The following is a 26,426-nucleotide window of genomic DNA, read 5'->3' as shown; positions in this document are numbered from 1 at the left end:
CATGAAGGCTTTTGGCTATCGTGCTGGAGCCGGGGGGTGTTTTGAATCGGATGAGGGTTCGTTGCGTGTCTGCGGTCGCCGCAGCGATCTGCCCTGGCGCCGTACTGGCGCAACAGCCGCCCACCCCGCCGCCCGAAGCCGCGCCCGCAACGCAGCAGGGTGTCCTTGTGTATGGCCCGGAATTCTTTTCCGGGACGGCACTGGCGACCGCGCTGGAGGTGGTGCAGCGCTTGCCCGGCTTCGCGCTCGATGTGGGCAACGGCGACGCACGCGGCTTGGCAGGCAACACCGGCAATGTGCTGATCGACGGCAAGCCGCCGGCATCGAAGACGGATGGGCTGGGAGAGATACTGCGCCGCATCACGATCGCCAGCATCGCGCGTATCGAACTGATTCGCGGCGGTGCGCCCGGCATCGACATGCAGGGTCGCGCGGTAATCGCCAACATCGTCCTGAAGCGCACCGACACGACCGAAAAGCTGATCGATCTTCAAGGCTATGCCTATCGCGACGGCTATATCGGCCCCGACCTGACGCTGCAGTACACCCATCGCAACGGCGATGCGCGAGAGGAAGCCTCGATCGAAGGCGTGAGCGATCGCACGCCGGGCACCGCCTATGGCACGCGCGACCGCACCAACGCGGACGGTACACTGCTTCAACGCCACGACTTGGATCTGTGGGACCATGTCCGCAACGTCATCGCACGGGGGCTGGTGCAGCGTCGGGCCGGGGGCGGGGTCCTGACCATCAACAGCCGGATCGACTATCTCGATTATCCCACCAGCCAGACCGTCACGCTGCTCGCCGGCACCGGCAATGACGGGCGAGCGGAAGACAGCACGCGTCAATGGAAGGGCGAGCTTGGCGCGAACTGGCGCCGGGCGCTGGGCGACAAGGGCGAGGCCGAACTGATCGCGCTCCAGCGGCTGGGGAGCGTGCGGTACGATTCGTCCGTGGTGTCCGGCAGCTTCGCCAGCCGCTTCGGCTCTCGATCGCTTAACGGAGAATCGATCCTGCGCCCGATCCTGCGCTACAAGCTGAACAAGACGCTGTCGTTCGAAGGCGGCGGGGAGATCGCCTACAACTTTCTCGACAACCGCACCGAGTATAGCGAGCAGGGGGTGCTTGTTGTGCTGCAGGACGCAAAGGTATTCGTCAACGAAGTGCGCGGCGAGCTGTTCGGCCTTGCCCGCTGGCAGCCCGGGGCGCGGCTGACGATCGAGGCCGGCCTGCGCGCCGAGGTTTCCCGCATCGCCGCCGACGGAGACACAGACCGCAGCCGTTCCTTCTTCTACCCCAAGCCGCGCGTGCAGCTGACCTGGCGCCCCGGCAAGCGCGACCAGGTGCGGCTCCGCGCCGAGCGCACCGTAAGCCAGCTCGATTTCAGCGATTTCGTCGCATCGACCGAAAACAATCTGGGCACGGTGCTGGCCGGCAATGGCGGGATCGTGCCCGAACAGACGCTGACGCTGGAGGCGGTGTACGAGCATCGTTTCTGGGGAAATGGCGCGATCGAGTTGAGCGCAAAGCACGAAGCCACCCGCAACGTGATCGACTATATCCCGCTGCTCGACGGTTTCGATGCCACCGGCAATATCGGCAACGGCACGCGCAACACCCTGTCGGGCAGCATGACGCTGCCGTTCGACAAGCTGGGCATCCGCAACGCGCGGCTGCGAGCCAACGGATCGATCGTCCGCTCGCGCGTCACCGATCCGCTGACCGGCGAGCGCCGCCGCTATGCCAACGAGATTCCATTCACCTGCAGCGCCACCTTCAGCCACGACATTTTCGGCGGCCGCTTCACCTATGGCGCTTATGCCAGCTGCGGCAACCGGCCCTATCACCTGTATCGCATCGCCGAATATCGCACGACCGAGCTGGAGCCCTCGTTCGAGATTTTCGGCCAGTGGAAGCCCACCAAGAAGCTGACGCTGCGGCTCGACCTGGCCAATATCAACAATGCGGCCCGCTTCTATGACCGCGACATCTATGCGGGCCCGCGCAATGCCTCCCCATTGCTGTACCGCGAACGGCGCGAGCAGCGGCGGGGCCAATATGTGTATTTCCAGATCCGCCGCCTGTTCTGACGGACGGCCTCAATCATCACCGCCGGCGCGCTGCGTATAGGTGATGCGGATCCGCACCCAGGTGCCCACCATCGCCCTGCCGTTGAGCTGCGGCGGCCTGACCAGGAACTGGAATGCCGCCTGACGCACTGCGCCAGCATAGCCGGAGCCGCGCGGAAACTCGCCCAGTTCCTGGCAATCCGTCACCTGGTAGCGCGAAATGGTGCGGCAGGCGACTTCGCCCCAGCCTTCCCGACCCAGCGCCCGCTGCGGGAGGTAGGGAGAGAGCTGCGCATTAGTCGGGCGACGATACCAGTCCGCGGCGTAGAGCGTCTCGCCATGCGGGCCGGTGCCGGCACGCGGCGTATCGCCGGCGCTGCCGCCGCCGCTCGCCGCCGCGGTTTCGGCATCGCCTTCTTCGCCGGCCTTGGCCGCGGGCACGCGCGACACGTCGGATGCGGCATATTCGGCGCGGCTCATCTGGATGAAGCTGGGCGGGCCGCTCGAAACCGGCGGGGGCACGGGCGGCGGCGGCGTCTCCGCGGTCGGCTGCTGCTCCTGCGCTTGCGCACGGGCGCCAGCCGGCTTGCGCGCAGTCTGCTCCGCCTTTTCCGCTTCCTGCCGCGCAGGCGCCTCACTGCCGTCAGACGCCTCGATGCCGAAAACGACGGTCTTCGACTTCTCCTTCGGCGTGATCTTCGGCGCCATCCACAGCAGCGTCAGCGCGATCAGCAATTCGATCGCCAGCGCCAGCAGAATGGCGGCGCCTCGCCCGCGCAGCGAAACGCGCAGCCGGCGCGCGGGCGAGGCGGACGTGGTCGATAGCATCGCTGCGGGCCGGACACTCAAAAGCGAACGGCGTCGGGGAATCCGTCACCGCTTGGATGGCGCCCTATACACAGTTTCGCCCGCGGCAAGAGTGCGGCGAAACGGTGACGGCATTCGCACACAATGTCGCAGCCGCTGCCACGGAAGGCAGCCATTGAAGTTAGCGCTATCACAGGGTTTACCCCTATGCGGGCACCCTTCCCCTCCCCGTAAACCCGCGCTAAGGCCGCAGGCGAATCTTCGCATTCGCAGCACCCCGACGGTGCGCCCGCGCGGTCTATAATGGGCTGCGTCCCCCGAGCGCCCGGCGGACCTAATTAGGGAAAGGACCCCGCGCCTCATGACCGCCATCGGCAACGATACGCTCGGCACGCGTGACTCGCTCACCGTCTCCGGCAAGACCTACAGCTTCTACTCGCTTCCCAAGGCGGCGGAGAAGCTCGGCGACATCAGCCGCCTGCCCTTCTCGATGAAGGTGCTGCTGGAGAACATGCTCCGCTTCGACGACGGCGTGACCGTCACGCCCGAGGATGCCCAGGCGATCGTCGACTGGCAGAAGAACCCCAAGGCGCCCAGCCGGGAGATCCAGTATCGCCCGGCACGCGTGCTGATGCAGGATTTCACCGGCGTGCCCTGCGTGGTCGACCTGGCCGCGATGCGCGACGCGATCACCAAGCTCGGCGGCGACGCGGCCAAGATCAACCCGCTGGTGCCGGTGCACCTCGTGATCGACCACTCGGTGATGGTCGACGAGTTCGGCACGCCCCAGGCGTTCGACGACAACGTCAAGCTCGAATATGAGCGCAATGCCGAGCGCTACGAGTTCCTCAAGTGGGGCTCCAAGGCGCTCAACAATTTCTCGGTGGTCCCGCCGGGCACCGGCATCTGCCACCAGGTGAACCTGGAATATATCGCCCAGTCGATCTGGTCGTCGGTGGCCCCCGATGGCGCGACGATCGCATACCCCGACACGCTGGTCGGCACCGACAGCCACACCACGATGGTCAACGGCCTGGGCGTGCTCGGCTGGGGCGTGGGCGGCATTGAGGCGGAAGCCGCGATGCTCGGCCAGCCGGTGTCGATGCTGATCCCCGAAGTCGTCGGCTTCAAGCTGACCGGCGCGCTGCCCGAGGGCATCACCGCGACCGATCTGGTGCTCACCGTCACGCAGATGCTGCGCGCCAAGGGCGTCGTCGGCCGCTTCGTCGAGTTCTACGGCCCCGGCCTGCATTCGATGACGCTCGCCGACCGCGCGACCATCGCCAACATGGCGCCGGAATATGGCGCGACCTGCGGCTTCTTCCCGATCGACGACAAGACGCTCGATTACATGCGCCTCACCGGCCGTCCGGACGAGACCGTGGCGCTGGTGGAGGCCTATGCCAAGGCGCAGGGCATGTGGCACGACGTGGGTGGCCCCGAGCCGGTATTCACCGACACGCTCGAGCTCGACATGTCGACGGTCCGGCCGTCGCTCGCCGGCCCCAAGCGTCCGCAGGACCGCGTCAGCCTCGACAGCGTCGACGAAGTGTTCAACGGCGACCTGACCAAGGTGTACAAGAAGGAGCAGCCGGCGCGCGTGAGCGTCGAAGGCCGCGACCATGACATCGGCGACGGCGACGTGGTGATCGCCGCGATCACCAGCTGCACCAACACCTCGAATCCGTCGGTGCTGATCGCCGCCGGCCTCGTCGCCCGCAAGGCGCGCGCGCTGGGCCTCACCCGCAAGCCGTGGGTGAAGACCTCGCTGGCGCCGGGTTCGCAGGTGGTCACCGATTACCTCAACAAGGCAGGCCTGTCCGAGGACCTCGACGCGATCGGCTTCAACCTGGTCGGCTATGGCTGCACCACCTGCATCGGCAACTCGGGTCCGCTCGCCGAGCCGATCAGCCAGGCGATCAACGGCAACGACATCGTCGCCGCCTCGGTGCTGTCGGGCAACCGCAACTTCGAGGGCCGCGTCTCGCCGGACGTCCGCGCCAACTTCCTCGCCTCGCCGCCGCTGGTCGTCGCCTATGCGCTGAAGGGCACGGTGACCGAGGACATGTACGAGACGCCGATCGGCGAGGGCACCAACGGCCCGGTCTTCCTGAAGGACATCTGGCCCTCGAACGAGGAAATCCAGGGCCTGATCGCCGCGAATATCGACGACGACATGTTCCGCTCGCGCTATGGCAACGTCTATCTGGGCGATCGCCACTGGCAGGGCATCACCGTCACCGGTTCGGATACGTATAGCTGGCCGACCAGCTCCACCTACATCCACAACCCGCCCTATTTCGAGGGCATGTCGATGACGCCGGCGCCGGTGCAGGACATCGTCGACGCCAAGCCGCTGGCGATCCTGGGCGATTCGATCACCACCGATCACATCTCGCCGGCCGGCAGCATCAAGGCGGACAGCCCCGCCGGTGCGTTCCTCCAGTCGCACCAGGTCGCCAAGAAGGACTTCAACAGCTACGGCGCGCGCCGCGGCAACGACGAGGTCATGGTTCGCGGCACCTTCGCCAACATCCGCATCAAGAACGAGATGGTGCCGGGTGTCGAAGGCGGCATGACCAAGTACGCCGGCGAAGTGATGCCGATCTACGACGCCGCGATGCGCCACAAGGCGGACGGCACCGCGCTCGTCATCGTCGCGGGCAAGGAATATGGCACCGGCTCGTCGCGCGACTGGGCGGCGAAGGGCACCAACCTGCTCGGCGTGCGCGCGGTCATCACCGAGAGCTTCGAGCGCATCCACCGTTCGAACCTGGTCGGCATGGGCGTGCTGCCGCTGCAGTTCGCCGAGGGCGTGACCCGCGAAACGCTGAAGCTGGACGGCACCGAGACCTTCACCATCACCGGCGTCGCGGGCCTGCGCCCGCGCCAGGACGTGGAAGTGAAGCTCACCCGTGCGGACGGCTCGTCGGAAACCTTCCTCACCCGTTGCCGGATCGATACCGTCAACGAGCTGGAATATTTCCTTAACGGCGGCATCCTCCACTACGTGCTGCGCAAACTCGCAGCCTGATTCGTCTTGCAATGGGCCGGCGGCATGCCTGAAAGGGCATGCCGCCGGCCCTTTTTTTGTGCGCGATTGATCTGTTTACTTCGCTGCTACGCACCAGCTTTTCCAGCGATATGTCCAATTTGGCGGCATCGAACACCGCCTGTTGCTTGTGCCCCGCACAAATCTTCTTGACGGCAGGCAGTCCCTCCAGCACCTTGGTTAATGTTGATTAACCTTGGGCAGTGATCGACATCCATCTTCGACCAATAGGGGGGTTCGAATGAAATCGAATATTGTGAAGCTGCTGGTTGGCAGCGCAATGGCGCTTGCTTGCAACATCGCTGCGCCTGCATCTGCGCAAACGAAGATTGTTCTCAACGATATTGGCGGTGTTACCGGATCGCCGGCCGAACTCGGTTTCCAGATCGCGGCGAGCTATTGGGAGAGCGTTCTTACCAGCAATGTGACGCTGCATTTCGACGTCGGCTTTTCATCGCTGGGTCCCAACGTCCTGGGGGGAACTTCCACTGCACTCTACACCTATGTTCCGATTGCCGACTATTACAACGCGCTGGCATCCGGCGGGAACAGTGCGCTGGACGCTATCGCCGTTGCGAACCTGCAGCCGCTGAGCGCTACCGGCAGCGTACAGGCGATCGTTCCGCAATATGCCCTGCCGGCCAGCGGAAATGGTGTGGCGGCGACTGGCACGCGCCTGACGCCCGATGGCATGGAAATCAGCAACACCATCGCGGTGGCTTCATCGAACTGGCAAGCCCTTACCGGTCAAGCTGCGGCGACAGACGGCCGGATCCTGTTCTCAAGTGACTTCGCGTTCGACTTCGATCCGACGGACGGCATCACCACCAACGCCTATGACTTCATCGGCGTGGCGATCCACGAAATGGGCCATGCGCTGGGCTTTCTGAGCGGCGCCGACGATTTCGACTATTCCGTCGGCACGGGGTTCCAAACGGACAATTATTGGTGGGCCTACGCCTCCGACATGTTCCGGTACACCGGCGACGGCCAACTGAACTGGGCGTTCGACCAGCCAGCATATTTCTCGATCGACGGCGGTGCCACCGTGTTCCAGGGCGATGCGTATTTCTCGACCGGCGAGAATAACGGCGACGGCTGGCAGGCTTCCCACTGGAAGGCGCCGGGCACCTGCACCGGCTATGTCGGCGTGATGAACCCCTATACCTGCGACGGCTTCGTGGACGAGATCACCGCAGCCGACCTGGCGCTGTTCGATGCCATCGGCTGGAACGTGAACGTCGATGTGCTGGCCAATAGCGGGTACAAGGTGACGACCAGCGATGTGTACGCTTCCTACTTCGCCGGTGGTCCCGTGCCCGAACCCGCAAGCTGGATGATGCTGATCCTGGGCTTTGGCGCGATCGGCGGTGCGATGCGCTATCGTACCCGCAAGGTGCAGGTCCGTTACGCCTGAGGCAAGCGCGTCCGAACGGAAGAAGGCGGCCCCGTTCCGATCCGGAGCGGGGCCGTATTCGTCTCAGCTGTCGCCGATACCGAGCAGTTCAATCTTGAACAGCAGCGTCGCGCCACCGGGGATCGGCCCCTTGCCACGAAAGCCATAGCCAAGCTCCGCCGGCACGGCGATTTCGATCGTGTCCCCCACGCCCATCAGCGGCACCGCCACCTGCCAGGCACGGATCAGCCGATCGAGCGGGAATCGCGCGGGCGGGCCGCCATAGGAGCTGTCGAATTCGCTGCCGTCGACGAAGGTGCCGGCATAGTGCAGCGTCACCATGTCACTGACCGCCGGATGCGGCCCCGACCCGTCGCCCTTCACGCGGCGCCAGCGCAGCCCACCTTCCAGGACGCGCCAACCCTGAGCAGAGCCGCGGCTGGCCAGCGCGAGCGACTGGGCGCTCTGCCAGCGCAGATCCTGCGATGGATCGGGAGCCGCTTCCTGCGCGATGGCGGGGGTGGCAAGCAGCAGCGCGCCCGCGGCGAAAAGATGCCGCGCCATCAGCCGAGCGCCCGGCCGGCAACGGCGTCGAGCTTCGCCAGAAGCTGCGGATCGCGCGCCGAGGGTGCAGTGATCAGCGCCGTGTCGAGGCAGGTGTCGATCGGCGAAGGGGTGCGCTCCTCCGGCAGGTTGCGCAGCAGGTGCATCACCATCCGCCGCGCCTTCTCGGCATTGCTGGAAAGCTGGGCGATCACCTGCGCCACGTCGACCGCCTCCTCGCCCTCGCGCCAGCAGTCATAATCGGTCACCATGCCGACCAGCGCATAAGGCAGCTCCGCCTCGCGGGCGAGCTTGGCCTCGGGCATCGCGGTCATGCCGATGATATGGCAGTCCCAGCTGCGGTAGAGATGGCTCTCGGCCCGGGTCGAGAATTGCGGGCCTTCCATCGCCAGATAGGTGCCGCCGACATGGGTGACGGCACCCGCCGCCTGCGCCGCCGCCGCCGCCAGCGCGGAGAGGCGCGGACAAACCGGATCGGCCATCGAGACATGGGCGACCATGCCGGTGCCGAAGAAGCTGGGCGTGCGGCCCTTGGTGCGGTCGATAAACTGGTCGGCGATGGTGAAGGTGCCCGGTGCGCGCTCCTCGGCGAGCGAGCCGACCGACGAGACGGCAAGCACGTCGGTGACACCCAGCCGCTTCAGCACGTCGATATTGGCCGGCACGTTGAGGTCCGAGGGACTGATTCGGTGGCCACGACCGTGGCGCGGCAGGAACACCACCTTCACATGCCCGACATGGCCGACGAAGCAGGCGTCGGACGGCTGGCCCCAGGGGCTCGCCACCTCCACCCATTCGCCGCCCTCGATGCCCTCGACATCGTAGAGGCCCGAACCGCCGATGATTCCGATCGTCCAACCGCTCATGCGTCACCCTTTGCTGCGTTGCGGCGGGCATAGGCGAAATAGACGACGAGACCCAAGAGGTTCCAGCCGCCGAACCAGAGTTGCGTCTGAGTCGGCAGGCTGAGGAAGAGGTAGAGGCAGCCGAAGATCGCGCCGAGGCCCACCACCCAGGCGGCGGGGGTACGGAACGGGCGGGCGAGATCGGGCGCGCGGCGGCGGAGCACCAGCAGGCACAGGCCGACCGCCGCGAAGGCAGTGAGCGTACCGGCATTGGCGAGCGCGGCAATCTCGTCGATCGGCAGGAAGGCGGCGAAAAAGCTCACCACGGCGGCGGTGAACAACGTGATCCGCACCGGCGAGCCGCGGCGCGAGACCTTGGCGAGGCTCTTGGGCAGCAGCCCGTCGCGCGCCATTACGAAGAAGATGCGGCTCTGGCCGAACAGGAAGCCCAGGATCACCGTCGGCAGCGCGACGATTGCGCTGAGCGCCAGGAACTTGGCGACGCCCGGCTGGCCGACCTCGCGCAGGATCAGCGCGAGCGGCTCGGGGCTGGCGGCGAAGCGCGTGTAGGGGAGCGCCCCCACCGCGGCGAGTGCCACGACCATGTAGATCGCGACGCAAACCACCATCGATCCGACGATGCCGATCGCAAGGTCGCGGCCGGGGTTCTTGGCTTCCTCGGCGGCGGTGGAGATCGCATCGAAGCCGTAAAAGGCGAAGAAGATGATCGCCGCGGCGGCCATCATGCCGCGCTCTACCCCGCCGCTCGACTGCTTGGCGAAGCCGAAGGGGGCAAAGGGATCGAAATTGGCCGCATCGAAATAGGGCAACGCGACCGCGACGAACACGGCCAGGGCGATCAGCTTCACGACGACAAGGATGGCGTTGAGCGTCGCGCTCTCGCGGGTGCCGAGGATCAGCAACCCGGCGACCAGCCAGACGACGAAGAGCGCAGGCACGTTGACGCCCCAGGCGGCGACCTGCCCCGCGACGATCTGCGGGCCGTGGGTCAACTCCGGTGGGACGCCCATGCCGAGCAGGAAGGGCGTCGCATAGCCCGACCAGCCGACCGCGACGGTGGCGACCACCAGCGTATATTCGGCGAGCAGGCTCCAGCCGACTACCCACGCGACGATCTCGCCCAGCGCGACGTAACTATAGGTATAGGCGCTGCCGGAGGTGGGGATGCTCGTCGCCAGCTCGGCATACGCCAGTGCGGCGCAGGCGCAGATCGCCCCCGCGACGACGAAGGAGAGAATCACCGCCGGGCCGGCACGATCGGCCCCGACACCGATCAGGGTAAGGATGCCGGTGCCGACGATCGCACCGACGCCGAGCGCTACCAGATGATACCAGCCGAGCGTACGCGCCAGGCGATGCGCATGCGGCTGATCCTCCGCCGAGGTGATCGATTTCAGACGGAACAGACTTGCCACGCTTCCTCCCCTGGTTCTGGTCGCTCGGTGATAACGTTGCCCGCCGTCGGGGCAAGCACGCCGGCGTTCAGGCCCATTCGGCGAGCACGTCCGCATCGGCTTCGGCGGCCATCCGGGCGCTACGCTCCGCCGCCCATAGTGCCGGATCGAGCTGAGCCAACGCCCATGCCGCCGCGCCGCGCACGACCGGTGCCGGATCATCGAGCAGCGCCACGACCGGCGGCAGCAACCGGGCGCTGCCACTGTTTCCTGCCGCGATCAGGCAATTGCGCAGCATCCGATCGCGACCGATCCGCTTGATCGGCGATCCGGCGAATACCTGACGGAAGGCCGCATCGTCCAACGCCAGAAGGTCTGCGAGATAAGGCACCGTCAATTCGGCGCGAGGATGGAACGCCAGGTTCGCCTGTGCCGCCGCAGCGAACTTGTTCCAAGGGCACACCGCCAGACAATCGTCGCAGCCATAGATGCGGTTGCCGATACCGGCGCGGAACTCGCGCGGTATCGGTCCCTTGTTCTCAATGGTGAGATAAGAAATGCAGCGCCGCGCATCGATGCGATAGGGCGCCGGAAAGGCATCGGTGGGGCAGGCAGCCTGGCATGCATCGCAGCTTCCACAGCCGCCCCGGCCTGGACCATCGGGGGCCAATGCCAGCGTAGTATAGATCGCACCCAGAAACAGCCAGCTGCCGTGGCTGCGGCTAACGAGATTGGTATGCTTGCCCTGCCAGCCTAGTCCGGCCGCTTCCGATAGCGGCTTTTCCATCACCGGCGCGGTATCGACGAACACCTTCACATCCGCACCCGGCGCCGCCTCCACCAGCCAGCGCGCCAATTCCTTCAGCCGCCGCTTGACGACATCGTGATAGTCGGCACCCTGGGCATAGACGGAGATGCGTCCCACCTCACCCTCGCCCGCCAGCGCCAGCGGATCGGCGGCGGGCGCATAGCTCATGCCCAGTGCGATCACCGATCGCACCGCCGGCCACAGCCCACGCGGGCTGCCGCGCTGTTCGGCGCGTTCCTCCATCCACAGCATGTCGCCATGCGCGCCTTCGTCCAGCCAGGCGCGCAGGCGCTCGGCGGTGCGCGGCGCGGCATCGGCATCCGCGATGCCACAGGCGGCGAAGCCGATTTCCGCCGCCTTTGCCTTCAACAGCACTTCGATGGGCTTGTCTTGTCGCACCGGCACCCGCTACCACGTTTGGCGAACCGTGGGGGAGGCGAAAGTGAGCGATCTGGCCGTCAGCGCTTCCGGACTGGTCAAGCGGTTCGGGGATCGGGTCGCAGTTGGTGGCGTGGACATCGCCGTTCCGCGCGGGCTGATCTACGGCGTGCTAGGCCCCAATGGCGCGGGCAAGACCACCAGCCTGCGCATGCTGCTCGGCATCATCGAGCCCGATGACGGGGAACGGACGCTGCTCGGCAATCCGCGTCCGCGCGAAATGAGCGATCGGGTCGGCTATCTGCCGGAGGAACGCGGGCTCTATCCCAACATGAAGTGCCGCGAGGCGATCGCCTTCATGGGCGCGCTGCGCGGCCTGCCCTGGTCCACCGGCCGCAAGCGTGCGCGCGAGCTGCTGGAGAGCGCCGGGCTGGGGCATGCCGCCGACGACAAGATCCGCAAGCTTTCCAAAGGGATGGCGCAACTTGTCCAGCTGCTGGGATCGGTGGTGCACGAACCCGATCTGCTGGTGCTGGACGAACCCTTTTCCGGACTCGACCCGGTCAACCAGGAACGGCTGGAGCAGTTGATCCGCGCCCAGCGCGATCGTGGCGCGACCATCCTGTTTTCGACCCATGTCATGGCACATGCCGAACGGCTGTGCGAACGCATCTCGATCATCGCCGGGGGCAAGGTCCGTTTCGAAGGCACGGTGGACACGGCGCGCGCGCTGCTGCCCGCACGCGCACGCTATGCCCCGCGCGAAGACGGCCCCGGCATCGCCGCGATGCTGCCGCCGGATGCGGTCCATGAAGAAGGCAGCTGGCGCTTCACTGTGCCAGAATCCGGCATCGAGTCGCTGCTGGTGCGGCTGATCGAGGCAGGACACGGCATTTCCGGCCTGTCGATCGAGCGCCCCGGTTTGCACGACGCCTTTGTGCGGATCGTCGGCGCCGACGCCCTGGCCGGGACCCAGATGGAGGCCGAAGCATGAGCGCCGCCCGCTTCCTCCGTCAGGCGCTGACGATCGCCCGGCGCGACATCACCGCGACGGTGATGACCCCTACCTTCCTGCTGTTCCTGCTCAGTCCGCTCTTGATGATCGGGTTCGGCGTGATCGGTAGCCTGAGCGCATCGACCGCGACCAATGCCGGCGAGGCGCGGCAGCGCCTGGTGGTGATCGCGCCCGAGGACCAGAAAGCACGGATTGTCGCTGTCGATCGGGAGCTGCGCCGGGTTTTCACGCGCGCCGATGTCCGCCCTGTCCTGCGCGTCGACACGCTGGCGGGCGATCGTGCCCGCCAGGCCCGCGCGCTGTTCGACGATCCCGCGATCGAGCCTGCGGCCATTCTCTACGGGCCGATGGACCGTCCTACCATCCTGCAGCGCGTTGGCGCCAAGGCCGAGGGCCGCTACCTCGCCGTGTTGGCGCTGCAAGTCGTCCGCGCCGAGCGGGCGGGCGATGCCGGTGCCGCCAGTACGCCCCGGTTCGAGACGATCGGGCGCGCGGTGCCCAGCGAAAGCGGAAAGGGTCAGACAGCCTATTTCGCGACCTTCGGCATCTTCTTCCTCACGCTGATGCTGTCGGGCCAAGCGGTGGGCGCGATGGCAGAGGAGCGTTCGAACAAGGTGATCGAAGTGCTCGCCGCCGCCGTCCCGCTGGAAAGCGTGTTCTTCGGCAAGCTGCTGGGCGCGTTCGGGTCGGCGCTGCTGTTCGTGGGCTTCTGGGGCGCGCTCGTGGCCAACCTGCCGCGATTGCTGCCGGGCGATGTGGCAGGCTTCGTCTCGCAACTGGGCGTAGCGGTCGGGCCGCTGTTTCCGCTGCTGTTCGTCGGCTATTTCGTTATGTCGTATCTGCTGCAGAGCGCGGTGTTCCTGGGAGTCGGATCCCTCGCTTCTACGCAGCGCGAGATCCAGATGCTGTCGCTGCCGATCACGATTTTCCAGTTCGCGATGTTCGGCCTCGCCTCCTATGCCGCAGGCAATCCGCAGAGCTGGGTCGCCATTGTGGCAGCCATCGTGCCGTTCAGTTCGCCAATGGCGATGGTGGCGCGGGCGGCGGCCGTGCCGACTCTGTGGCCGCATTTGCTAGGCTTTGCTTGGCAGGCCCTGTGGGTGGCGATCACGCTGGGCATCGCCGCGCGGCTGTTCCGCCGCGGCGTGCTGAAATCCGGCGGGCCGAAGCGGCGTCGCAAGGCGACGACCTGAAGAGTGCACCTTGTTTCGGCGGACGCCTGCAACCTTTCAGCTGCCGGCACCGAACCTATATCGAGGACCATTCCCGATGAGGTTTGCCATGTCGATCGATCGCCGCCAGTTGCTTGCCGCCGCCGGAGCCACCGCCATGGCGCTGCCGCTGTTCGCCTGCGGCAGCGCGCCGGCCGCGCCGCTGCCGGATTTTCCGTTCAAGCTGAGCGATGCGGAATGGAAGAAGAAGCTGACCCCGGCCGCCTATAATGTGCTGCGACATGGCGGGACCGAATATCCCTTCACCAGCCCACTGAACAAGGAGCACCGTAAGGGCGTGTTCGGCTGCGCCGGCTGCGCGCTACCGCTGTTCGATGCGGCGACCAAATTCGATAGCGGCACCGGCTGGCCGAGCTTCTATGCTCCGCTTCGCGGCGCAGTGGTGACGCGGAGCGATCGCAGCCTGGGGATGGAGCGGACCGAAGTGCTGTGCCGACGCTGCGGCGGGCATTTGGGCCATGTGTTCGACGATGGCCCGCGGCCGACGGGCAAGCGCTATTGCATGAACGGGGTCGCGCTGCGCTTCACGGCGCGCGCGTGATGGGCATCAGTTGGTAGCGACCAGCGTCGGCAGGACCAGCGAGGCGACCTGCACGTTCGCCCAGTCGTTCGACGGCGCAGCGCCCGGATAGATGAAGCCGTTGACCGGATAGACCGACGTGCCCAGGCCGGCGACCGGGCCGTACCACACGCGCACTTCGCTCCAGTCGCCATTGGGCGACACGTCGATTGCGCGCACGTCGCGCTCGACCGCGCCGGGACGCGACCAATTGGCGTGGGTAAGCAGCACTTCGCGTGCGCTGATCACTTCGGAAACCATCGCAACATGGCCCATCGGCATCCGCGCGGTGCGCTGGAACGACATGACCGCGCCGACGGCAGGGGTTTCGCCGCGCTGATAACGACCTTCCGCCTGGTTCCACCAGGTCCAGGCATTGCCGCGCAATTCGACGCCGGAGGCCTGACGCGCGAACGTGACGCACTGCCAGAAGGTCCCCTTTGCCTGCGCGGGTACGACAGTCATCAGGGCGCACGCCGCCATCAGCGCAAAACGCGCTGCGAAACGAGTGAACATCTTTGGACCCCCCGGTCAGGAAAGGAAGTGGTTGAGGGTTGCTAGCCAAACTATAGGACGCCCGTACAGCCCTGCGGCACGCCGATCCGACGAACCGTTGTAATGCGCAGACGAGGTGCGCTGAACGGTTTATGAACGTCGGGAACCAAGTTCGAGTCTACCCTGCCCCGCCGCGTGCAACCGTTTGCCGATTTGCAGCCCGGCCCACCGGCCTACGGGAAAATACGACATTAAATCAGTAACCTAAGGATGTTTCCCTAGTGTCATCCATTCGTCGCAAACCGATGTTGCGTCGCAGCACATTTTAGGTTCCAATGTTCGTGGGGATACGGAGGGGGTCATTAAGCTCTGCGTTAACCAGTCCGGAGCATGATCCTCTTCCACGGGGCTAGAAGGAACCGAGCGGGAGAATCGAAATGGCTGCACGAGCGAAACCGGCCGAAGGTGCGATGACGCTGGCGGAAATGAAGGAATTCGCGGGCTTCACCGCAGCGACCCAGCGCTATGTTCGCCGTTCGCTGGACGTGGGACTGGAGCGGGACGACGCGCTATCGCGCTGGTCGCGCGACGTGGTGGAGGCCGCCAGCATTCGGGCGCAGGCCCGCATCTATGAACGCCTTTCCGATATCCGCGCGATGTTGCCGAACGACAGCGACCTGAACGCGATCGAACCGTTCATGGCGCCGCTGGTGACGCTTTCGGCATTCGATCTCGGCCAGGGTCGGTTGACCAGCTTCTCGGCCTATCGCTTTCTCTACGAGCGGCTTCTCGGCGCGGAAGTGCGGCCTTGGCTGCCGGCGGCCTTCTGCTCGGCATCGGCACTGCCGCACCTCCATCCGGATCTGCGCCGCAAGCTGCTCCAGTCGATCAGCGAAGCCGCGGCGACCGCATCGGGCTGGTCGAACCGCCAGCCGAGCTTCTTCCCGCAATGGGTGGAAAAGATCGACACCAACGCGCTGCCGAACTGAACTTCCTCAGCGGCACGCACGCCACCCCATCTCTCCCCGCGCAGCCTGGTCGAGATGGAGGTGGTCGCGGTGCGCGGCATTGTATTCGGGTGACAGCACGGTCGCGAACAGTCGGCAGGCTCCGTCCCGCACCGCCCGCAGAAACGCGGGCTTCTCGCCTTCGCCTTCCCAGTCGTTCAGAACGCTGATGCGCCGCCCGTCCGCCAGCACGAAGGCCGCAATGTCCACCGCATTGGCGCGGGCATGTTCGCTCCAGTCGCCGCTGCTGCGACCATACATGCGGCGGCACGAATAGCTGCCGAAATGTTCGATCCGCGCAACCCGCGAGCCGAAATGCTTCTGCCCTTCGGGTTGGACGATGTTCCACTCCCACAGAGCCAGCCCCGCCGCCACCGGACAGGCGGTGCCGAGCGCCGGGCTGAAGCCGATCGTCCGCGCGCCGCCCGGCATGAACCGCACGCCGTTGCTATAGCCGCATTGATCCTGCCGAGTGACCGGCGCCAGCCTGTCATAGCGCACGCCCGCCCGAGTGAGCAGCGCCTGGCATTGGCCGAAATCCTCGCCCAGTCCCGCCAGCTTGCGGCCGGTAAAGGCGCCGATAGGCTGGCCAAGATCGAGCGGGGTCCAGGGCACGTCCTGCGGCCGGCTACGCGCCAGCGTCAGCAGCACCAGCGCGACGCCTGCGATCAGCAGGAACAAGATCACCACCCAGATGGCCTGTTTCAGGGCCCTCACGCACGCACCGCGCGATCCAATCGCTCGGCGGTGATCGGATAGCCGAGCCCCTCAGGAATGCAGAGATAGTCGATGCCGCCTCGCGTTTGGACGCGCGGCGTGATCGGCTCGATGGGAAAGGCGCGGGCATGGGCCATCGCCGATTCGAAACCGTCGAAGAGCGCCAGGCGTTCCAGATTGCGGCGCGTGGGGTAGATCAGCATCGCATCACCGCGATCCGCCAGATCGAGCGCGCCTTGCGCGGTGATCCAGAACAGCCGCACATTCTCGTTGCCATCGACCCGCGGCTCCGCGCCTTCGGGTGATCGCGCCAGATAGAAAAGGGTGTCGAACACGCGGTGCGGCAGGCCGTGCGGTAGCCAGCGCGCAAAGGGCACCAGCACGTCCAGATCGAGCGTCAGCCCCGCCGCTTCGAGCAGCTGGGCGAACGGGGCACCGCCATAAAGCGCGGCTCGAAGTTCTTTCAGCCGATCCGCTTTGTCATCAATGCCGAGCGCGACACCGGCTTCCTCGATCGTCTCGCGAATCGCAGCGACCCGCGCAGCGGCATCGGGATAGGCATGCGTGAAGAGATGATCGCCGGGGTCGACCCGCCCCCCCGGAAACACGAGCGCGCCACCCGCGAACGCCATCGCTCGCGATCGTTCGACCATCAGCAATTCGGGAGGCCCGCCGGCCCGATCGCGCATCACCACGACGGTGGCGGCGGGAATGGGTTCGGCGACGGGGGACATAGCGCCGCCTTTACGCCGCCTGCCGTGGGGTTACCAGCCGGAGGCGCGCAGGCGCAGGCGGAATATCTCGTCGCTGGAGGCGATGAACAACGTCTTGCCGTCCTCGCCAAAGCAGCAGTTTGCCGCCTTCTTGCCGGTGGAGATCAGGCCTAGCCGGCGGCCATCCGGCGCGACGACGTGTATGCCGCCGGGGCCGCTGGCGTAGAGATGGCCGCTGGCTGCCACCTTCATCCCATCGGCATGGCCCTCCAGCCCCGCCGCGGTTCCGGCGCTATGATCAAGAAACATCCGCCGCCCCGTCGCCAAGCCGTCATCGCCTAGGGGGTATGCCCAGGTGTAGGGGGTAGCATCATCGGAAACCGAAACGTAAAGTGTCCGCTGGTCCGGAGAGAGGCCGATGCCGTTGGGCCGGGTGAGCTTCGAATCGATCAGGTGAACGGTGCCGTTCGGATCGAGCCGATATACGCCGTTGAAAGGCAATTCCTTCATCGGCGATTTGTCCCCCTCGGTGAAGCCATAGGGCGGATCGGTGAAGTAGATGGCGCCGTTTTTCGCCTGCACCAGATCGTTGCAGCTGTTGAACCGCTTGCCCTGATACCGACCGGCGAGGATGGTCTTTTCCTTGGTCTCAAGGTCAACCGCGGCGATCGCGCGGGTGCCGCTGTCAGCGATCAGCAGTTCGCCCTTGCGGCCCTGGATCATGCCGTTCGACCCCGCCTCGCGCACGCCCGCGGGAATGGGACCCGCCAGCCCCGAGGGGACGAGGAACGGCTTGGTTTCGCGGCCGTCCCACCGATAGGCGATGTTGGCCGGCGGATCGGAGAAAAGCAGATAGCTGCGATCAAACGCGCTCGCGCCCCCCGATGCGCCGCCGGTCACCGCGCCGTCGCGGATCCATACCGGCCCTTCCGCCCATTGAATGCCGCCCGCAATCACCTCAAGCGGCGACTGGATGTCGAGCAGCGTATCGAGTTCGGGATCAAGCCGGGTAATCGTCCCCGCCCCCGCGCCGCGCGCGATCCCCGGCAGCAGCGGCAATGCGGCAAGGCCGCCGAGCAGGGTGCGGCGGGTGGTGGCGAGCATGGTCAGGATCCCCTCAGACGAACGGCCATAGCAGCAGCGCCATGGCGAAACTGGTCAGTCCCGCAATGGTGGCACCAAGCGTCCAGCTGCGAAAGGTCTGTGCCTCGGTGAGCCCGAGATATTGCTTCACCAGCCAGAAGCCCGTGTCGTTGACATGGCTTGCGATCGTCGCGCCCGATCCGATCGCGACGGTGACCAGCGCGATCCGGTCCGGGCTGAGCCCCGCCGCCCCGATCAGCGGGGCGGCCAGGCCGGCGGCGGTGACCATGGCGACGGTTGCCGAGCCCTGCGCCACCCGAACGAAGGCGGAGAGGAGGAAGGCGAAGACCGGGATCGAAACCTGGGCCGCGGTCACCGCCTGGGTGATCTGCTGACCCGCGCCCGACTGAATCAGCACTTCCTTGTACGCTGCGCCTGCGCCGATGATGAGGACCATCAGGCCCGCCGGTTCAAGCGCGCGGGTGCTGATCTTCGACAGCGTTTCGAAGCCGGCGCCCGCCACCAGGCGCAGCCACAGCATCGCGCCGATCACCGCGATCACCAGTGCGGTGAAGGGGTGCCCAAGGAACACCAGCGTCGAACGCGCAAGCCCCGGCGCCATCGTCTCGCCGGCCACCGTGCCGGTCAGGATGAGGGCCAAGGGCAGGAGCATGGCCGCGAGCGCCGGCAAGAACCCCACCGCGTGCGTCTGCGGCGCGCCTTCGTCGAGCATTGGCGGAGCGCCGATCGTACCATAGCCCGGCGCGCCATGCGCCAGCTTGGCGAAGACCGGGCCGGCAAGGATCGCGGAGGGGATACCGCAGATCAGGCCATAGAGCGCCATGCGGCCATAATCGGTCTGGAGCAGTTCGGCGACCGCCACCGGCCCCGGATGCGGCGGCAGCAGCGCGTGCATCGTCATCAGGCCGGCGAGCAGCGGGAGCGCGAAATAGGTGACGCGCCGCTCGGCGCGTACCGCCAGCGTGGTGAGCAGCGGCGCCAGGATGATGAAGGCGACGTCGAAGAAGAGCGGAATGCCGACGACGATACCGATTGCAGTGAGCGCCCAGGGGACGCGCTTTTCCCCGAACAGGTCCAGCAGCCGCCGCGCGATCGCCTGGACGCCGCCCGAGGCTTCAAGCATCCCGCCCAGCACGGCGCCGAGGCCGATCACCACCGCGACGAAGCCAAGCGCCTCGCCGGTGCCCTTGCGGATCGCCGCGATCACCGCCTGCGGATCGTTGCCGAAGACAAGGCCGGTTATCAGCGCCACCAGCAGCAGCGCCACGAAGGGCTGCAGCTTCAGCCGCAACACCAGCAGGATGACCGCCGCGATGCTGGCGGTGACGATCGCCAGCGTATTCCAGGGCTCGCCCATCATGCGATCTCCACCTTGGTAGCGAGCGAGGCCGCGGGCACCTGCCCCTCCGAACCTGCCGCGATGTGGAACTTCGCCTCCCCGCGCAAATCGGCCGAGGAAGCGCCGACCATCAGCCGTATCTCGCCGGCTTCGACGATCCATGTGCCGTCACGCCAGAAGGCGAACTGTTCGGGCGTGAGGGTGAAGCGCACGGTGCGGCTCTGCCCCGGCTTCAGCGGCACGCGCGCAAAGCCGCGCAGTTCCGCCACCGGCCGCGACACCGCGGCGACCGGATCGTTCGCGTAGAGCTGTACCACCTCCTCCGCCGCCGATGTGCCACGATTGGTGACCTGCACCGAGGCAGTGACGCGACCGCCCGGCGCCAGCGTCTCCGCACTGAGCGTCAGCGGGCCATATGCGATGTCGCCATAGCTGAGACCGTGGCCGAAGGCGAAGAGCGGCCCGATGTCGGTATCGTGATAGCGCGCGCTATCGACTGCAAGATCCGGGTTCGCCGGGCGGCCGGTTGGCAGATGCGCATAGCTTTGCGGCGACTGGCCGGTCTTGCGCGGCATGCCGATGGGAAGACGACCACCGGGCGCGGCCTTGCCGGAAAGGATTTCCGCTATCGCCGGCCCGCTCTCGACGCCCAGTAGCCAAGTCTGCAAAACCGCTGGCACACCGGTCAATTCGCGTTCGAGCGCGAGCGGCCGGCCGCCCATCAGAATTGCGACGATCGGCTTGGCCGTCGCCTTGAGCGCCTCCAGCAACGCGCCTTGCGTGCCGGGAAGACCGATATCGGCATAGCTGCGCGCTTCGCCGGTACGATCGAAATCCTCACCGATTGCGACGAGCACCACGTCGGCGCGCTTTGCCGCTTCGACCGCCGCCGCGATGTCGGCACCGGGCTGATACTCTGCGCCGGCCAGCGCGGTCTTGAGCGTTACCGCGTCGGCCGCCTGCCCGCGCGCGCGCCACGATCCGATCGCCGAGGAGGCGTCGTCGGCCAGGGCGCCGATCAGCGCAAGCTTGGCATCCGGCTTGAGCGGGAGGACCGCGCCTTCGTTGCGCAGCAGCACCACCGAGCGCCGCGCAAGATCACGCGCTTCCGTACGCCGCAGCGGCGCCTTGTCGCGCGCCGGATCGCCGAAACCATAGGGATCGTCGAACAGACCCAGCCGCGCCTTGGCAGCAAGGATGCGCCCAACCGCTTCGTCGATCAGCGGCACGAGGCCCGGATCGGCCGTGGCGGCTTCGGCAAGGTAGGTGGCGTAGCTGCCGCTCGCCATGTCCATGTCCACCCCAGCCTTGAGCGCCAGCACCGCCGCTTCGCGCGCATCGGCAGCGATGCCGTGATTGACCAGTTCGCGGATGGCGTTCCAATCGCTCACCACCAGACCTTGATAGTTCCAGCGCGCGCGCAGGAAGCCGCGCACCAGATCGGCATGAGCAGTCATCGGCACGCCGTCGAGATCGTTGAACGCGGTCATGAAACTGCCGGCCCCCGCCCGCGCCGCGGCGTGGAAGGGTGGAAGATAGACCTCGTTGAGGGTGCGCGGACCAATGTCAGCGCTGTCATAATCGCGCCCGCCGCTCGCCGCGCCATAGCCGACGAAATGCTTGGCGCAGGCCATCATTCGCACGCCCTTGGCGAGATCCGCACCCTGGAAACCGGCGACCTGCGCTTCGGCGATGCGGCTGCCGAGATAAGCGTCCTCTCCCGCGCCTTCGACCACCCGACCCCAGCGGGGATCGCGCGCGACATCGACCATCGGCGTGAAGGTCCAGTGCAGCCCCGCCGCCCAAGCCTCTTCCGCCGCGATCCGCGCCGCCTGCTCGGCGACCTTGGGATCCCAGCTCGCCGCCAATGCCAGGGGAACCGGCAGGATGGTGCGATAGCCATGGATCACGTCCATCGCGAACAAGAGCGGAATCTTGAGCCGCGATTCCTCCACTGCGACGCGTTGCAAGTCGCGGAGCGGCTCCGCACCCGCGACGTGGAGGAACGAGCCCATTTCGCCCTTGCGCACCCGATCGAGCATCGCCGCGTCGAGCTTAGAGTTGAGCGATTTCTGCCGCCCGCCCGCGATCTGGTTCATCTGCCCGACCTTTTCGGCGAGCGTCATCTGCCCGATCAGCGCCTGGATGCGAGCGCGGTGATCGGCAGCCAGCGGCCGAGCGGCGCGGGCGAGCGGAGTCCAGGCAGATGCGGCAAGCACCGCACCCGCCGCCAACACGTCCCGACGCTTCATGCCAGCGTGATCGTGCGCTGTTCGCGGGCCGAGCGGTAAATCGCTTCGATCAGCCGAATGTCGCGCAAGCCCTCCTCGCCCGAGACGATCGGTTCGCGACCGGAGATGGCGCACTCGGCCAGGTGATCGAGCTGGCCGACGAACTGGTTCTTCGGCGGCTGGGGCAACACCAGTTGCTCGCGCTTGCCGCCGATCCGCGTCCACATCTCCTGCCCCTGATAGGAGGTGGCGGGCTCGAGCCCGACCCACCCCTTGCTGCCGGTGACGCGATACGCATTGTGCGCCGAACTATAGCTCGACACGCAATTGGCGATCAGGCCGCTGGGAAAGCGAAACTGCCAGTCGATCCGGTCTTCCACCGTCTTGAAGCGTGGATCGCTGCGATCGGTGAACTCCATCGCGCTTACCGCGATGGGCTCCTCACCGGCGAGATAGCGGGCAGCGTTCAGGCTGTAGATGCCGATATCCATCATCGATCCGCCGCCCGACATCGGCTTGTCCAATCGCCACTGGTTGGGCGAAATCGGAAAACCATGCTCGGCGAAGATCAGCGTCGGCTTGCCCAGCGCGCCGGAGCGCACCGTTTCGATCGCCTTCAGATTGTGCGGCTCGAACCGGCTGCGATAGCCGATCATCAGCTTCTTGCCGGCCTTTTTCGCCGCGGCGATCATCGCCTGGCATTCCGCGACCGAGGTCGCCATCGGCTTCTCACACAGCACATGCTTGCCGGCCTGGCTGGCGCGGATCGAATATTCCGCATGCAGGCTGTTGGGCAGGATGACGTAGACAAGGTCGATATCCGGATTGTCGCGTATCCGATCGTAATCTTGGTAGCTGTACCAGTGCGTCTTGGGGATGCCGTACTGCGCGCCGTACTTCTCGAGCTTGGCCGGCGTGCCGCTGACCAGCGCCTTCAGCTCGGCAAATTCGCAGTCCTTGATCCGCGGCATGATCTGATTGGTGGCGTAGCTGCCCAGGCCGACCACGGCATAGCCGAGCTTGCGCTTGCCCTGCGCCCAGGCCGAACCGCCCAGCGTGCTCGCCAGCACGCCCGCGCCGATCCCGCCGAGCACGTCGCGTCGCGTTCCCATGATCCTGCTCCTCCTCGTCGCGGCGCTTGCCCGCCGTACATTCGGTAGCGTTATCAACAAAGTTGGCGGCGAACCAGCAAGTCGAGGTCGTAGATTCGCGCGGCGCCCTAGTGCGGCAGCGTCACCGTTGCGATCAATCCACCGCCGGCGCGGTTTTCAAGCACGATGTCGCCGCCATGCGCCCGTGCCGTGGCGCGTGCGCTTGCCAGGCCCAGCCCCATGCCGCCCGTGTCGCGATTGCGCGAACGCTCTCCACGGAAGAAGGGATCGAACACGCGCTCGATATCCGCATCGGGGATGCCGGGGCCGCGATCGGCGACATGGATCACCGCTTCCTCGGCGACCAGCAACGCCACGTCGGCTGCACCGGCATATTTGACCGCATTGCCAACAAGGTTGGCGAGCATCGCCTTCAGCGCGACCGGATCGCCTTCGATCACCAGCGGATCGCCGGGCGCCAGCGTCACCGCCGCGCCGCGATCCGCAGCCTCGTCCACCACCGTTTCGGCCAGCGAGCGCAGGTCGAGCGTGCGTCGCATGCCGATCCGGCTGGTTTCGCGGACATAGGCCATCACCGCCGAAAGCATCGCCTGCATTTCACGAATATCGTTTTCGCAGGCGGCCCGTATGCCCGGCTCCGCATCCTCGATGCGCAAACCGAGCCGCATCAGCGGCGTCCGCATATCGTGGGCGACGGCAGCGATCATCGTGGCGCGGTCGTCGACATAGCGATTCAGCCGCGCCTGCATGTCGTTGAAGGCGCGTGCGGCCTCTGCGATTTCGGCGGGGCCGTCGAGTTCGATCGGCGGCGCACGCGGATCGCGGCCGAGCCGTTCCGCCGCCGCCGCAAAGGCGCCGATCGGCCGCGCGAAGCGCTGCGCCAGCGCCCAGGCAAAGGGCGCGACTGCAACGGCAGATAGCGCCAGCCAGGCAAGGAAGAGCAAGCGCCAGGGCTCCAGCCCCTCGCGCGTGGAAACCGTCCGCCAACGCCCATCGGGCAGGCGCAGCGACGCTTCGAACGGGCCGGCGATCACCACATCCTGCGCGGCGGCGCGACTCGCCGGCGGCGGCGTTCGCGGCACGCTGGAGCGATCATAGACCGGCTGGCGTTGCAGAAAGCCGGGTGGAAACCGGAAGATGACGCGATCGGGTGCGACGCCCAGCGCGGTGGCGAGCGCCAGCTGGGTTCGCTCGATTCGCGGGTTCCAGGGTTGCGGGCGGACATCCGCGACGATGTTGACCCCGAAGCCATCCGGCGGCGCTTCCGGGTGGTGCATCGCCTGCGCGACATGGCCGACCGTGTAGAGCTTCGCCCGCGGCAGCTGAATGGCGAACAACAAGCCGAGATTGAGCAGCTGGACGACGCCGACACAGGCGAGCATCCGCAGGAAAATGCGCAGGAACAGCGGCGAACGCGCCGCAGTCCCCTGGCTCACGCGCGCAGGACGCGCGGCACGAACAGATAGCCTTCGTTGCGCACCGTACGAATGATCTCGTCGCCGCCGGCGCGCAGCTTGCGGCGCAGGCGACTGACCTGCACGTCGATGGCGCGATCATAGGCATCGGAATCCGGCCCGCGCGCGGCCGCGAGCAGCGCCTCGCGCGACAGCACCCGGCGCGGCCGTTCGATGAACACGCGCAGCACGGCGAATTCGCCGTCGGTAAGGCCCACCAGCACTCCCTGCGGATCGAACAGTTCATGGCTGCCCAGATCGATACGCCAGCCTTCGAAGCTGTAAACATCGCCGCTCGGCGAGGTGGGCGCGGTGCCGCGCTTGCGCAGCGCGGCACGCACCGTCGCAAGGATCTCGCGCGGGCTGCACGGCTTGGGCAGATAATGGCTCGCCCCCACCTCCAGCCCGAGAATGCGATCCTGTTCCTCGCCCAGCGCGCTCAGCAGGATCACGTCCGGGCCGTCGGGCGTGGCGATGCGGCGGCAGGCGGAGAGCCCGTCCTCGCCCGGCATCATCACGTCGAGGATCACGAGATCGACCGGCGTTGTTTCGAGAATCTGATCCATGTCGCGCGCGTTCGACGCGGTTTCGACGCGATATCCGCGCGCACCCAAGCTGTTGGCGAGCAGCAGGCGGATGTCGCGGTCGTCATCCACCACCAGCAGGGTGGCGGGGTCGTCAATGGCGGCTTGGGTTGCGAGCATGATTACGCTGCCTTACACTTCTGATACGCCCCCGCATTGCGCTCCCTATGAACCTTGAAGCGCCGGGGTTCAATTGTCTGCGTTAGGAGATCAGCGCGGCGCGGCGCGGCCGCCGAAGCTCACCAGACTTTCCGCCCCATCGGCAGCGATGGCGGAGACGCCGACAAAGCTATCGTCGACGATCACGCCCTTCAACGCCGTTTCGGTCTGGCTTCCGGGTACATCGACATGCCGGCTCCAGGCATCGGCATCGGCGGCGCGCCAATAGACGCGGTATTTCGCCGCGCCGGGCACTGCCGGCCATTTGACGCTGGTGTCGGTGGCGAGCGCACCGCCGATCACCACCGGCGTGGGGGCGGCCGGCGCGCTGGCAAGGCGGCGCAGCGTGGCGATGTTGAGCGCCGTCACCTTGGCGAGATAAGGGAAGTCCATCCGGTCGACCGTGTCACCATAGACCTTGCCGGACTCGGTGCGGAGATCCTGATGCTGCGCATCGTAATTTTCGACACCGACCGAGAAGCGCACCGCCGGATAGCCGAGCGCGAGGAACGGCGAATGATCGCCGCCGCGCCCGAAGCGATCCGGGCGGCGGACCATCAGCACCTTCAATCCCTTGGCATCGGCGGCAGCGACGCCGCGGATCGCCTTGGCCAGCGCGCGGCTGGGGCCGTCATCCTCACCGCCATCGGCGCGGCGCGACTTCGCCTCCGCGAGCGTCTCCGAATCCCGCGCACCTTCGGAGAAGACGCGAACGCGGTCCGCCACGCGACGGCCGTCCTGGCCGATGGTGTTGCCGACGATGTCGTTGTTGAGCACCGCCGATACGGTCCAGCCGCGTTCCTTGGCGGTTTCGGCGAGCAATTGCCCGCCATAGAGCCCCTGCTCCTCGCCCGAGAGCGCCGCATAGACGATCGTCGCCTTGAACTTGTGCTTCGACAGGATCCGCGCCGCCTCCAGCACCAGCGCGACGCCCGAGGCATCGTCATTGGCGCCCGGTGCATCGGCGGTGGCGTTCATCACGTCGGTCACGCGGCTGTCGATATGGCCCATGACGATCACGACGCGGTTCGGCTCGCTGCCGCGCTGGATGCCGAGCACATCGACGATCCGCACACCGTTCGGCGCACGCGGCCCCTTGAACGCGCGCGCGACCTCGCTCGTTTCGATGCAGCCGCCACAGGCGGTGCCGATCTTCGCCAGTTCGCCGCCGAACCACCGCCGCGCCGCGCCAATGCCGCGCGTGGGATGATCCGGATCCGAAAGCGTGTGTCGAGTGCCGAAGCTGACCAGCTTTTCCACCGTCGCTTTCAGGCGCGCGGGATCGGGGCGATCCTGTGCCGCAGCGGGGTTGGCGAGCAGGGCGAGCGGCAAAAGAGCGAGGATGCGCATGGGCTTATGCTGGCGCGG

General features: G+C 66.6%; 22 protein-coding genes. 7 read left to right on the top strand and 15 right to left on the bottom strand.

Going from position 1 to position 26,426, the window contains the following annotated elements; translation table 11 throughout:
* Nucleotides 1–65: 65 nt before the first annotated feature.
* A complete protein-coding gene (locus tag B215_RS0111345) occupies nt 66–2,093 on the top strand; it encodes a TonB-dependent receptor plug domain-containing protein (RefSeq protein WP_019369764.1) in 2,028 nt (675 codons plus the stop codon).
* A gap of 9 nt (nt 2,094–2,102) precedes the next feature.
* Here the strand turns inward: B215_RS0111345 and B215_RS0111340 are convergent, their stop codons facing one another.
* Nucleotides 2,103–2,900: a hypothetical protein gene (locus B215_RS0111340; protein WP_019369763.1), complete on the bottom strand. Its 798-nt coding sequence runs from the start codon at nt 2,898–2,900 to the stop codon at nt 2,103–2,105.
* Nucleotides 2,901–3,240: 340 nt separating this feature from the next.
* Here B215_RS0111340 and acnA point away from each other — a divergent pair, with 340 nt between their 5' ends.
* Nucleotides 3,241–5,913, top strand: coding sequence for an aconitate hydratase AcnA (acnA, locus tag B215_RS0111335; RefSeq protein WP_019369762.1), 2,673 nt, complete (start codon nt 3,241–3,243; stop codon nt 5,911–5,913).
* Nucleotides 5,914–6,172: 259 nt separating this feature from the next.
* Complete coding sequence (locus tag B215_RS0111330; protein WP_019369761.1) at nt 6,173–7,348, top strand: NF038122 family metalloprotease; 1,176 nt, start codon at nt 6,173–6,175, stop codon at nt 7,346–7,348.
* 63 nt (nt 7,349–7,411) lie between these two features.
* Here B215_RS0111330 and B215_RS0111325 read toward each other — a convergent pair whose 3' ends face one another.
* From B215_RS0111325 to queG, 4 genes are all read right to left on the bottom strand, one after another.
* A complete protein-coding gene (locus B215_RS0111325; protein WP_019369760.1) occupies nt 7,412–7,891 on the bottom strand; it encodes an FKBP-type peptidyl-prolyl cis-trans isomerase in 480 nt (159 codons plus the stop codon).
* A complete protein-coding gene (mtnP, locus tag B215_RS0111320; protein WP_019369759.1) occupies nt 7,891–8,757 on the bottom strand; it encodes an S-methyl-5'-thioadenosine phosphorylase in 867 nt (288 codons plus the stop codon). Before mtnP ends, B215_RS0111325 begins: the two co-directional genes overlap by 1 nt.
* On the bottom strand, nt 8,754–10,172 hold the full coding sequence (locus tag B215_RS0111315; RefSeq protein WP_019369758.1) for an amino acid permease: 1,419 nt from the start codon (nt 10,170–10,172) through the stop codon (nt 8,754–8,756). The genes mtnP and B215_RS0111315 overlap by 4 nt, the downstream gene beginning before the upstream one ends.
* Nucleotides 10,173–10,239: 67 nt before the next feature.
* Entirely contained in the window at nt 10,240–11,358 is a 1,119-nt protein-coding gene (gene queG, locus B215_RS0111310; RefSeq protein WP_026009179.1) for a tRNA epoxyqueuosine(34) reductase QueG, read from the bottom strand.
* Nucleotides 11,359–11,401: 43 nt separating this feature from the next.
* Between queG and B215_RS0111305 the strand changes: the two genes are divergently transcribed.
* The 3 genes from B215_RS0111305 to msrB all read left to right on the top strand — a co-directional run bounded on the left by B215_RS0111305 (nt 11,402) and on the right by msrB (nt 14,125).
* Entirely contained in the window at nt 11,402–12,331 is a 930-nt protein-coding gene (locus tag B215_RS0111305) for an ABC transporter ATP-binding protein (RefSeq protein WP_019369756.1), read from the top strand.
* Nucleotides 12,328–13,545: an ABC transporter permease gene (locus tag B215_RS0111300; protein ID WP_019369755.1), complete on the top strand. Its 1,218-nt coding sequence runs from the start codon at nt 12,328–12,330 to the stop codon at nt 13,543–13,545. The genes B215_RS0111305 and B215_RS0111300 overlap by 4 nt, the downstream gene beginning before the upstream one ends.
* 88 nt (nt 13,546–13,633) lie before the next feature.
* Nucleotides 13,634–14,125, top strand: a complete 492-nt coding sequence (gene msrB / locus B215_RS0111295) for a peptide-methionine (R)-S-oxide reductase MsrB (protein WP_019369754.1) — start codon at nt 13,634–13,636, stop codon at nt 14,123–14,125.
* A 6-nt stretch (nt 14,126–14,131) separates the two neighbouring features.
* Here the strand turns inward: msrB and B215_RS0111290 are convergent, their stop codons facing one another.
* Nucleotides 14,132–14,659, bottom strand: a complete 528-nt coding sequence (locus B215_RS0111290) for a CHAP domain-containing protein (RefSeq protein WP_019369753.1) — start codon at nt 14,657–14,659, stop codon at nt 14,132–14,134.
* A 416-nt stretch (nt 14,660–15,075) separates the two neighbouring features.
* On the opposite strand from B215_RS0111290, the gene B215_RS0111285 reads away from it, so the two are divergent.
* Nucleotides 15,076–15,627, top strand: coding sequence for a hypothetical protein (locus tag B215_RS0111285; RefSeq protein ID WP_019369752.1), 552 nt, complete (start codon nt 15,076–15,078; stop codon nt 15,625–15,627).
* A gap of 6 nt (nt 15,628–15,633) precedes the next feature.
* On the opposite strand, the gene B215_RS0111280 is transcribed toward B215_RS0111285, so the two are convergent.
* The 9 genes from B215_RS0111280 to B215_RS0111240 all read right to left on the bottom strand — a co-directional run bounded on the left by B215_RS0111280 (nt 15,634) and on the right by B215_RS0111240 (nt 26,408).
* Nucleotides 15,634–16,362 (bottom strand): extensin-like domain-containing protein, encoded by a 729-nt coding sequence (locus tag B215_RS0111280; RefSeq protein ID WP_019369751.1) that lies wholly within the window; start codon nt 16,360–16,362, stop codon nt 15,634–15,636.
* The gene (locus B215_RS0111275; RefSeq protein WP_026009178.1) at nt 16,359–17,096 is read right to left on the bottom strand and encodes an NUDIX hydrolase; all 738 of its coding nucleotides are present in this window, start codon (nt 17,094–17,096) and stop codon (nt 16,359–16,361) included. The genes B215_RS0111280 and B215_RS0111275 overlap by 4 nt, the downstream gene beginning before the upstream one ends.
* A gap of 30 nt (nt 17,097–17,126) precedes the next feature.
* The gene (locus B215_RS0111270) at nt 17,127–18,179 is read right to left on the bottom strand and encodes an SMP-30/gluconolactonase/LRE family protein (protein WP_019369749.1); all 1,053 of its coding nucleotides are present in this window, start codon (nt 18,177–18,179) and stop codon (nt 17,127–17,129) included.
* A 13-nt stretch (nt 18,180–18,192) separates the two neighbouring features.
* Entirely contained in the window at nt 18,193–19,539 is a 1,347-nt protein-coding gene (locus B215_RS0111265; RefSeq protein WP_236704437.1) for a GntT/GntP/DsdX family permease, read from the bottom strand.
* Entirely contained in the window at nt 19,536–21,770 is a 2,235-nt protein-coding gene (locus tag B215_RS0111260; RefSeq protein ID WP_019369747.1) for a glycoside hydrolase family 3 N-terminal domain-containing protein, read from the bottom strand. The genes B215_RS0111265 and B215_RS0111260 overlap by 4 nt, the downstream gene beginning before the upstream one ends.
* Nucleotides 21,767–22,861, bottom strand: coding sequence for a Gfo/Idh/MocA family protein (locus B215_RS0111255; RefSeq protein ID WP_019369746.1), 1,095 nt, complete (start codon nt 22,859–22,861; stop codon nt 21,767–21,769). Before B215_RS0111255 ends, B215_RS0111260 begins: the two co-directional genes overlap by 4 nt.
* Before the next feature lie 107 nt (nt 22,862–22,968).
* Nucleotides 22,969–24,297, bottom strand: coding sequence for an ATP-binding protein (locus B215_RS0111250; RefSeq protein ID WP_019369745.1), 1,329 nt, complete (start codon nt 24,295–24,297; stop codon nt 22,969–22,971).
* Entirely contained in the window at nt 24,294–25,019 is a 726-nt protein-coding gene (locus B215_RS0111245) for a response regulator (protein ID WP_019369744.1), read from the bottom strand. The genes B215_RS0111250 and B215_RS0111245 overlap by 4 nt, the downstream gene beginning before the upstream one ends.
* Nucleotides 25,020–25,109: 90 nt before the next feature.
* Entirely contained in the window at nt 25,110–26,408 is a 1,299-nt protein-coding gene (locus tag B215_RS0111240) for a M20/M25/M40 family metallo-hydrolase (RefSeq protein WP_019369743.1), read from the bottom strand.
* Nucleotides 26,409–26,426 lie beyond the last annotated feature (18 nt).

The sequence above is a fragment of the Sphingomonas sp. ATCC 31555 genome, assembly GCF_000282895.1.
Classification (GTDB): domain Bacteria; phylum Pseudomonadota; class Alphaproteobacteria; order Sphingomonadales; family Sphingomonadaceae; genus Sphingomonas.
Note: the sequence above shows the minus strand (reverse complement) of the source record. Positions and strands in the feature narration are given on the sequence as shown.